General features: G+C 69.1%; 7 protein-coding genes and 1 tRNA gene. 7 read left to right on the forward strand and 1 reads right to left on the reverse strand.

What is annotated here, in order from left to right:
• The first annotated feature begins 191 nt into the window (after positions 1–191).
• A complete protein-coding gene (locus tag O1R50_RS13765; protein ID WP_270110637.1) occupies positions 192–1313 on the forward strand; it encodes a hypothetical protein in 1122 nt (373 codons plus the stop codon).
• 49 nt (positions 1314–1362) lie between these two features.
• Here O1R50_RS13765 and metG read toward each other — a convergent pair whose 3' ends face one another.
• Positions 1363–3153, reverse strand: a complete 1791-nt coding sequence (gene metG / locus O1R50_RS13770; RefSeq protein ID WP_270110638.1) for a methionine--tRNA ligase — start codon at positions 3151–3153, stop codon at positions 1363–1365.
• A 138-nt stretch (positions 3154–3291) separates the two neighbouring features.
• Between metG and O1R50_RS13775 the strand changes: the two genes are divergently transcribed.
• The 6 genes from O1R50_RS13775 (at position 3292) to O1R50_RS13800 (ending at position 9071) form a co-directional block, all read left to right on the forward strand.
• Positions 3292–4041, forward strand: coding sequence for a hypothetical protein (locus tag O1R50_RS13775; RefSeq protein ID WP_270110639.1), 750 nt, complete (start codon positions 3292–3294; stop codon positions 4039–4041).
• 242 nt (positions 4042–4283) lie between these two features.
• Positions 4284–6425: a transglycosylase domain-containing protein gene (locus O1R50_RS13780; RefSeq protein WP_270110640.1), complete on the forward strand. Its 2142-nt coding sequence runs from the start codon at positions 4284–4286 to the stop codon at positions 6423–6425.
• Between the two features lie 63 nt (positions 6426–6488).
• Positions 6489–8054 carry a dolichyl-phosphate-mannose--protein mannosyltransferase gene (locus O1R50_RS13785; protein WP_270110642.1) on the forward strand — a complete coding sequence of 522 codons (1566 nt, stop codon included), beginning with the start codon at positions 6489–6491 and terminating at the stop codon, positions 8052–8054.
• 76 nt (positions 8055–8130) lie between these two features.
• Positions 8131–8203, forward strand: a tRNA-Ala gene (locus O1R50_RS13790).
• A gap of 128 nt (positions 8204–8331) precedes the next feature.
• Positions 8332–8937: a type IV toxin-antitoxin system AbiEi family antitoxin domain-containing protein gene (locus tag O1R50_RS13795; RefSeq protein ID WP_270110643.1), complete on the forward strand. Its 606-nt coding sequence runs from the start codon at positions 8332–8334 to the stop codon at positions 8935–8937.
• Positions 8934–9071 carry a hypothetical protein gene (locus O1R50_RS13800; RefSeq protein ID WP_270110644.1) on the forward strand — a complete coding sequence of 46 codons (138 nt, stop codon included), beginning with the start codon at positions 8934–8936 and terminating at the stop codon, positions 9069–9071. Before O1R50_RS13795 ends, O1R50_RS13800 begins: the two co-directional genes overlap by 4 nt.
• Positions 9072–9478 lie beyond the last annotated feature (407 nt).

A 9478-nucleotide genomic window follows, 5' to 3' on the forward strand; every position in this document is an offset into this window, starting at 1 on the left:
TGCTGCCGCCGTAACATCTTCTTCATTTTCCGGACATCCGCGCCTGACACGCCGCGCTTACGTTGGCGGACAGTCGAACCACCGGCTGTGGACAAGCCACTACCGTCCGGCGACGCACCGGACCTCACAGCGGTCCACGACAACGCAGTCGCACCCGCCGTCGCACCCGCGCAAGACGAATCGAGACGCACATGACCCGCGACCTCGCGTCCCGCCGCAACCGCGCCGCAGCGCTCCAGCAACGCCGCCCCGCCGTCCCGGCCGAAACGACGCAACCCCAGACCATCGCCACCGTCGAATGGCGCGGTGAGAAATACCCCGGCACCCCCTACGCCGACGGCGCCGCCTGGGAGCTCTACTCCGCCCTCCCGCGCCCCGACTTCCTCCCCAACCCCCGCCCCGGCAGCGACTACCCCTACCGCCACTTCGCCCACGCCGGCGAAGTCCTGCGCGACGGCGTGCCCGTCGCCGTCGCCGACGACCGGTCCCTCACCGTGCCGCTCGCGCCCGGCCTCGACCTCGAATACGTGCGCCGCCTGACCCAGACCCCGCACCTCGACCCGGCCGCGCGCGTCCTCCTCGACCGCGTCCGCCGCTCCGCGGCGGTCAGCCCCGGCGACGTGATGGAGCGACCCGTCACCGCTCCGATGATCGCCCGCCTCATGGAGACCGCCGCCGTCCCCGGCGGGTTCTGCTACCGCCGCTGGGACATCGCGCACCTGCGCACCCCCGCCGCCCGCTCCGTCCTCGGCGGCGAGACCGAACCGAGCGAGCCCTGGGTGTTCGCCCTGCGCTGGCACGCGGCCGACGCGTGGGACTACCAGGCGCCCGTCGCCCCCGAATACGAAGGCCTGACGGCGATGCCGTCCTCCGACCGGCGCGGCATGCCCGTCCTCGGTACCGGGTTCGCGATCTCGACCGCGCACCTGCTGCCCGAGCACGTCACCGCCGACCTCACCGATCTGCCGCTGCCCGAGGGCGCCCGGATCCTCGCCTACACCGAGCAGGGCGCCGAACTCGAGCTCTTCGCGTACTCCGGGCAGCAGTGGGCGCCGCTCACCCTCGAACGGCGCGTTGACATCCCGGGCGTCGAGCAGGGCCGCGTCCACCAGGTGCGCCGGGTCCTGCGCGAGGCGAACCACGTGCTGTGGAAGGGCATCCCGGGCTCGCTCGTGGACGCCGACGACGACTGGGCGCGGTTCCGCCTCTCCCGCCCCAGCCCCGACGTCCTCTCCCGGTCCGGGGCCGAGGCCGTGCGCCGCGGCGTCTACGAGAAGTGGGTCGAGCGCGGCGAAGTCGCCCCGGCGATCTGAGCACACGGAAAAGGGCCCGGCAGCCGCCGGGCCCTTTCCTTTGCGCTCTCTAGGCGTTCAGCCGCTCGATCTCTTCATCCACAATGGACGGTTCGAGCTTCGTGAACACCGGGGTCGGCTTCTCCAGCACGGTGCCCGGCACCAGCGGCACCGACTCCCACTTCGGGACGTCCGAGTAGTCGCCGGTGAGGATCGGGTACGGCCCGTCGGTCGCGCCGCCCTCGTCGAGGTCGGCGACCTCCTCGATGTACGGCATGGGCGCGAACACGCCCTCGCCGCCGAGCAGCTCGTGCACCCGCTGCGACGAGTGCGGCAGGAACGGGCTCATGATCGTCTTCAGGTCCGAGACGGCCTGCAGCACCGTGTAGAGGACCGTGCCCTGGCGCTTCGGGTCCTCCTTCATCTTCCACGGCGCGGTGTCCGCGAGGTACTTGTTCGCCGCCGCGACGGCCTTCATGGCCTCGCCGATCCCCGCCCGCACCTTGTTGGCGCCGATCAGGTCCCCGACGGTGTCGAACGCGGTCCTCGTCGCCGCCAGCAGCTCCCGGTCGACATCCTCGAGCTCGCCCGGCTCCGGCACGGCCCCGAAGTTCTTCGCGGCCATCGCGATCGAGCGGTTCACCAGGTTGCCCCAGCCCGCCACCAGCTCATCGTTGTTGCGGCGCAGGAACTCCGCCCACGTGAAGTCCGAGTCCTGGTTCTCCGGGCCCGCCGCGCAGATGTAGTACCGCAGCGCGTCGGGGGAGTACCGCTCCAGGAAGTCCCGCACGTAGATCACGACGCGGCGCGAGGACGAGAACTGCTTGCCCTCCATCGTCAGGAACTCCGACGAGACGACCTCGGTCGGCAGGTTCAGCTTCCCGAGCGCGCCCGGCTCGCCGCCGCCCGCGCCCTCGCCGTTCGCCCCCAGCAGCATCGCAGGCCAGATCTCGGAGTGGAAGACGATGTTGTCCTTCCCCATGAAGTAGTAGGACACCGCCTCCGGGTCCTGCCACCAGCGCTTCCACGCCTCCGGGTCGCCCGAGCGCCGCGCCCACTCGATCGTGGCGCTCAGATAGCCGATCACCGCGTCGAACCACACGTACAGCCGCTTGTCCGGCCGGTCGACCCAGCCTTCCAGCGGGATCGGCACACCCCAGTCGAGGTCGCGCGAGATCGGGCGCGGATGCATCTCGTCGAGCAGGTTCTTGGTGAACCGCAGGACGTTCGTGCGCCAGCCTGTGCGCGTGTCCAGCCACGCGTTCAACGCGTCGGCGAACGCCGGCAGGTCGAGGAAGAAATGGTCCTCCTCCACGAACTTCGGCGTCTCGCCGTTGATCCGCGACTTCGGGTCGATCAGGTCGGTCGGGTCGAGCTGGCGGCCGCAGTTGTCGCACTGGTCGCCGCGCGCCGAGTCGAACCCGCAGTGCGGGCACGTGCCCTCGATGTAGCGGTCCGGCAGCGTCCGCCCCGTCGACGGGCTGATCGCCCCGAGCGTCTTCTTCTGCAGGATGTACCCGTTGCCGTAGAGCGTCGTGAACAGCTCCTGCACGGTCTGGTAGTGGTTCCCGGTGGTCGTGCGCGTGAACAGGTCGTACGAGAGGCCCAGCGCGTCCAGGTCCTCCACGATGATCCGGTTGTACTTCGCGGCGGCCTCGGCCGCCGTCAGGCCCTCCGAGTCGGCCTGCACCAGGATCGGCGTGCCGTGCTCGTCGGTCCCCGAGACCATGAGCACGTCGTGACCGCGCATGCGCATGTAGCGGGCGAAGACGTCGGCGGGGACCCCGAATCCTGCTACATGGCCGATGTGGCGCGGGCCGTTGGCGTAAGGCCAGGCCAGCGCGGTCAATACATGAGTCATGCGCCCCATGGTATCGGTCCAATCCGTAAGACCGACGGCGTCCGGGCCCTGGTGCAGCGGACGTTACGGCCTCACCCGACACGGCGATCCCGACGCGATTGCGCCCCCGTTCGCGAATTCGGTGATGCAATAACCGGTATGTCTGGAACACACCGCGCGGTCGATTCCCAGCACCAGCCCGCGTCCGCCGAGCCGCCGGCAGCGAGGGTGCCCGTTCCCGAGCTGCCCGCCGCGTACGGCGTCGTCGGCGACCACACCCGGGACCCCGGCGCCGGAGCCGCCCCCAGACCTGTCTCCCAGCGCGGGCCCCTCGGCTCCCAGACCGACGGCATGGCCGCCATCCGCGCCGTCTGGGAGCGGGCCGCCGTATCCGACCGGAAACCCGCCAGGCCCGGCAGACCCGAGCGCCGCCGCGAACCCAAGGCCTTCGCCCCCGCGCTCCTCGGCATCCTCGTCTGCGCGTGCGTCCTCATGTTCTTCGCCTGGACTGCCGCCCCCGCCCTCTGGATCTCCGTGGGCCACTACCAGTACGGCACCGTCCAAGTCACCGCCTGCGAGCAGGGGTTCGCCCCCTCCTGCACCGGCCGCTTCCAGACCCACGAATGGGCGAAGGACCTCCACCTCACCGGCGACGTCACGGCCGCCGACGTCGGCGCCGAACTCCCCGCCCGCGCCACCGGCCCCGACGCGCACAGCGCCTACGTCGGCAGCACCCCCGGGCTCCTCCTCCGCTGGGCGCCCTCACTCGTCCTGTTCATGGCCGCCGCATTCGCCCTCGTCGCCGTCTCCGGCGCCACGAGGCTCTACGAAGGACGCTCCGCCGCGGTCGGCCTGTGCTGGGCCGCCGCCGGGGCCGTGCTCGCCGTCGCCCTCGCCTTCGCATGGTGAACCGCGAAACGCACTGGTTGTACGCCGGCCCCGACAGCAGCCCTGGCAACCTGTTCGCGTGCGGCGCGGGCCCACTGGGACGGGCTGTAATGACGCCCACCCGAGTCGCCGGGCGCCGCCGCCCGCGAGGCGCGGCGTCGTAGAGTGAACCCGCCCCCGGAACTCCGCCTGACTCGGCGCTATGCCGCGCCCATTTTGCATTGACCGTTCCTTCCCCGCTTCGGGGCTCTTCGGGAGACAGCGTGAGTGATTCTTCGAAACCGGTGGCGCAGACCTGGTTCGGACCCATCACCGCCGTGCAGCGACGCGCCATGTTCGCGCTCGTGCCGGTGGCGGTCACCTTCGGCCTCGTCGTCGGCCTGGCGTTCCTGCCGCTGACGAGCGCCTTCGGCGGCCTGGCCAAAGTCGGCTCCGAAACCGTCCTCGAACTCCCCGACGAGCTCGTGCTCCCCCCTGCGCCCGAATCCTCGACCCTCTACGCCTCCGACGGCAAGACGGTCATCGCCACGTTCGGCGACCAGTACCGCGTGCAGCTCGAATACGACCAGATCCCCGAATCGGTCGTCAACGCGCTCGTCGCCACCGAGGATTCGAACTTCTTCGAGCACAACGGCGTCGACCCCGAAGGCGTCATGCGCGCGCTCGTCACCAACCTCGCCGACGGCGGCACCTCCGAAGGCGCCTCGACGATCACCATGCAGTACGTCCGGCAGGTCCTCTCCTACACCGCGACCACGCCCGACGAGGTCGCCGCCGCCAGCGAGGTCACCATCGACCGCAAGGTCAAGGAGATGGGCTACGCGCTGGCGCTCGAAGAGGAGATGACGAAGCAGGAGATCCTCACCAACTACCTGAACACCGTCTACTTCGGCAACGGCGCGTACGGGATCGGCGCGGCCGCGCAGGTCTACTACGGGAAGGTCCCGGCCGATCTCACGACCGCCGAGTCGGCGATGCTGGTGGGCCTGATCCAGTCGCCGTCGAACTACGACCCGATCAACGGCTCCTCGGAGGCCGCGCAGGTCCGCCGCGACCACGTGATCAACCGGATGGTCGACGTCGGGACCCTGACGCCGGCCGAGGGCGACGAGGCGAAGGCCGAGGGCCTGAACCTCAACCCCCAGGAGGCCAACAACACCTCCGGCGGCGCGATCGACTCGGACTACGGGTTCTTCGTCGACTACTTCGAGCAGTGGTGGAACCAGCAGGAGGACTTCGGGGACTCCGACGAGGTCCGCAAGGCCCGCCTCTACCGGGGCGGCTACGAGATCGTCTCGACCCTCGACGTGGAGCTGCAGGACGCCGCGCAGGACGCGGTCGAGAAGCAGAAGGAGACCGGCTCGGAGTACGCGCTCGGGTCGGTCGTGGTCGAGCCGGGGACCGGCGGCATCCAGGTGATGGCCGTGAACCGCAACTACTCGAACGACACGTCCGACAACGGCCCCAACACCTCCAACCCTGAGTACAAGGGCTCGTACCCGAACACCACCAACCCGCTGCTGAGCGGCAACTCGGCGGTGCCGGGCTACCAGGCCGGCTCCTCGTTCAAGATGTTCACGATGCTCGCGGCGCTCGAGGAGGGCTACCCGCTGGACACGACGATCTACTCCCCGTACCAGTACACGTCGAAGTACGTGGTGGACGATGGCGGAGCCGCGTGCGGCAACAAGTGGTGCCCGAAGAACGCCTCGAAGTCGGAGGTCGGGAACTACAACATGTGGACCGGTTTCGGCGAGTCGGTGAACACGTACTTCGTGCAGTTGGCCGAGCGGGTCGGCGTGGACAAGGCGATCAACGTGGCCGAGCGGCTGGGCATCAAGTTCCGGGCCCAGGAGGACCTCAACTTCGTCCAGAACAACCCGGAGTCCTTCGGGCCGTTCGTCCTCGGCGTCACGCAGACCACGCCGCTGGACATGGCGGCCGCGTACGCGACGCTCCCGGCGGACGGCGTGTACTGCCCGCCGATCCCGGCGGCGCACGCGACGACGCTGACGGGCGAGACGATCCCGTTCGAGTCGCCGTGCGACCGGGCCGTGAGCGTCGAGGTGGCCCGCGCCGCGGTGGACGCGGCGCGCTGCCCGACCGGTGACGGCGCGGTGGCCGGGACCTGCACGTGGGGCACCGCCCCGCAGGTCGGACAGGCGGTCGACGGCCCGGTCGCGGGCAAGACCGGCACGACCGACTCGAACTCCACCAACTGGTTCGTGGGCTTCACTCCGAACGCGGCGGCCGCGGCGTTCATCGCCGACCCGGACAGCCCGCAGAACCTGGTAGGCAAGGGGAACCTCGGCAAGCCCGCGAACGCGGTGGCCGAGATCCTGGCCGCGCAGTGGGAGCTGAACGGCGAAGGCGATTTCACGCCGCCCAAGGATCTGGTGCACTAATCGAGAAGTGGAGGGCCTGACGCGACTCGCCAGAGTGGGCGCTCAGGCCCTAGACTCACCCCGGTGAGCGCCACCGCAGTCCGGCCCGAGCAGCCGCCCGCCGCCTGGCGGCCGACGCCGCTCCCCGGCCCCCTCCCCGCCGTCCGGGCCCGCCTCGCGAGCACCCTTCCGGACGACTCCCGCCGCGCCCTCTGGGTGACCCTCGTGATCACCGGGATCGCCGCCGCGCTGCGCCTGATCGGCCTGAACCACCCCAAGGGCCTGATCTTCGACGAGGTCTACTACGCGCAGGACGCGCACTCGATGCTGTCCTACGGCGTCGAATGGGACCCGGGCGCGGACGGCTCCTCGTATGTCGCGCACCCGCCGTTCGGCAAGTGGCTCATCGGCGTCGGCGAATGGGCGTTCGGCTACGACGAGGTCGGCTGGCGCATCGGCGCCGCCGCCGCGGGCGTGATCGGCGTCGCGATCCTCATCCGCCTCATGCGCCGCCTCACCGGCTCGACCCTCCTCGGCGGCACCGCGGGCCTCCTGCTCGCCGTCGAAGGCAGCCACCTCGTGCTCTCCCGCACGTCGCTGCTCGACATCTTCATCGCCACGCTCCTGCTCGGGGCCATGTACTGCCTCGTGCGCGACCGCGACTGGCGCCGCGCCGGGTGGCTCGCCGCGCTCGAGGACGGCCTCGACGTCAAGCGCCGCAGGCCCCGGCTCGGCCTGCCGTGGTGGCGGATAGCGTGCGCGGTGCTCCTCGGACTCGCCATGGCCACCAAGTGGAGTGCGCTGTGGTACATCATCGTTGTCATCCTGCTCTACATCGTGTGGGACTGGCGGCTGCGCTGCGATGCGGGCGCTCGCAAGCCCTTCCGGGACACCCTGATCTACGAGTTCGGCCAGAACCTGTGGTTCGGGCTGCTCGCCGTGGGCGTCTACACGCTCTCGTGGACCGGCTGGTTCCTCAACGACACCGGCTCCTACCGCCACTGGCTGGCCGACCAGGGCCGCTCCGAGCCGCCCGTCATCGGCGCGCTCGTCAACTGGATGCAGTACCACTTCAGCGTCCTGGACTTCCACAACGGGCTCTCCTCCGAGCACGCCTACCAGTCCTGGCCCTGGCAGTGGCTGTTCAACCTGCGGCCGGTGGTCTTCTACTGGAGCTCCGACGTGAACTGCGGCGCGAGCGACTGCGCGGGCGAGGTGCTCCTCCTCGGCACGCCGCTGCTGTGGTGGACGTTCGTGCCCGCCGCGCTCGCGCTCCTCGTCTGGGCGCTGCACAAGCGCGACTGGCGCGCCTGGTTCCTCCTCGCGGGCCTCGGCGCGGGCGTCCTCCCGTGGTTCATGTACCCCGATCGGACGATGTTCTTCTTCTACGCCGCCCCGGCCGTCCCGTTCTTCATCGGCGCGGTCACGTGGTGCCTGGGGTTGATCATCGGCCGCACCAGCCTGCACCGCAGGAACACCGGCCTCCCGCCCCTCGGATCGCCGGAGCGGCGCCTCACGGGCGCGCTCATCGCCGGGGCGTTCGTGGCGGTCGTCGTCCTCTGCTTCGCCTACTTCTGGCCGATCTACACCGGCGAGGCGATCCCTCGCGACGAGTGGCACGCCCGCATGTGGCTCGACTCCTGGATCTGACCGCCCCCAACGAGACCCGCACCACAAGCCACCCTCGCGGCGGCCTCCCGCGGCTGTGCTAACCTAGTCGCCGCAAGGGGCTTTGGCGCAGTTGGTAGCGCGTTTCGTTCGCAATGAAAAGGTCAGGGGTTCGAATCCCCTAAGCTCCACAGAACCGGATATTCCGTATGAGAGCGGTCATCATGCTGATGACCGCTTCTTTATTGCCATCACCCCGCCGGACTGCTGTTGGGAATAACTGTCTACACATATTATGGGTGTGTGTACATTTATTCCCATGAGCAAGGATCGCGGACAAGCTCGAACACGGCTGCAAGAGCTGCCTTCCGTCTTCACCTACCGTATGGCCACTGAAGCGGGCGTTGCGAAAACGACCCTGTACCGCTTGCGAGACCAAGGGTTCATCGAGCTGATCGGGCGTGGCCGGTTCCGGATCGCCGACGCTGATCTTCCTGCAGACCTTGAGCTCCACGAGATCGTCCAGCGGGCACCGCAGGCCACGATCTGCCTAGTCTCGGCACTGAGTCGCCATGACCTGACCGACCAGATCCCGCCCGCCATCGACATTGCGATCCCGCGAGGCCGCCGGCGACCCTCCACCGAAGCGCCGGTCGCCTGGCATTCCTTCGATCCCGAGACCTTCACCGTCGGTCGCACCGAATTGCAGCTCGATGAGGAAACCGCGATCGGTCTATATGGACCCGAGCGGAGCATCATCGACGCGTTTCGTCTGCGACACCTCGAAGGCCACGAACTCGCCACCGAGGCGCTCAAGCGATGGCTGCGTCGCCCTGCGACATCCCCAGCCGCAATCCTCGCCATGGCCCGCGACTTCCCGAAAGCACGTCCCGCGCTGCAGAACGCCTTGGAGATCCTGCTGTGAACGAGCGACCGACCCGAGCGACCGCAGCCAGCGAGCTCTTGGACGCCGTGGCCGGTTTCGCCGATCCCGTCGTCGGCGGCACGGTCAACGCTTGGACCTGGAACGCTGCCGAGCAACAGCGGCAACCGCACTGAAACCGTGTCACCACCAACGCCCTGCCTGCGAGGCCTGCTCAATTGCTCCAAGGCTCGGCTCAACCGGCGCGTCGCGCTGCCGCGCCCGAAAACTAGCATCGCGAGCCTCGCCGGTGGATCCAAACTCCATCGCTTCACGGTGGAAGGGGACTGGTTCGTCCTTGACCTCGCGATGATGGACCTCTGACCAGAACCCGAGGCCGTTCAAGCTGCCCAGTTCGCAGCCGATGGTGCAGGTATCAGTATTCAGTCATCGCTCGATATTCCGAAAGCGTCGACAACTGAGGTGTTCTCATCCTGATTGGCGCTCTTGGTAGTTGAGAGTGGCGATGGCGCGGGCGATTTGGGTGGCCCGGTGTGGGTCGCAGCGGAGTTTCCGCAGGATGCGCCACTTCTTGAGTTCCGCG

Source organism: Glycomyces luteolus, from assembly GCF_027622875.1.
GTDB lineage: Bacteria > Actinomycetota > Actinomycetes > Mycobacteriales > Micromonosporaceae > Glycomyces > Glycomyces luteolus.

What these genes read in the sequence shown, in the direction of transcription:
- O1R50_RS13765 (WP_270110637.1), top strand. Translation starts at nt 192, where the DNA reads ATGACCCGCGACCTCGCGTCCCGCCGCAACCGCGCCGCAGCGCTCCAG.
- metG (WP_270110638.1), bottom strand. Translation starts at nt 3,153, where the DNA reads ATGACTCATGTATTGACCGCGCTGGCCTGGCCTTACGCCAACGGCCCG.
- O1R50_RS13775 (WP_270110639.1), top strand. Translation starts at nt 3,292, where the DNA reads ATGTCTGGAACACACCGCGCGGTCGATTCCCAGCACCAGCCCGCGTCC.
- O1R50_RS13795 (WP_270110643.1), top strand. Translation starts at nt 8,332, where the DNA reads ATGAGCAAGGATCGCGGACAAGCTCGAACACGGCTGCAAGAGCTGCCT.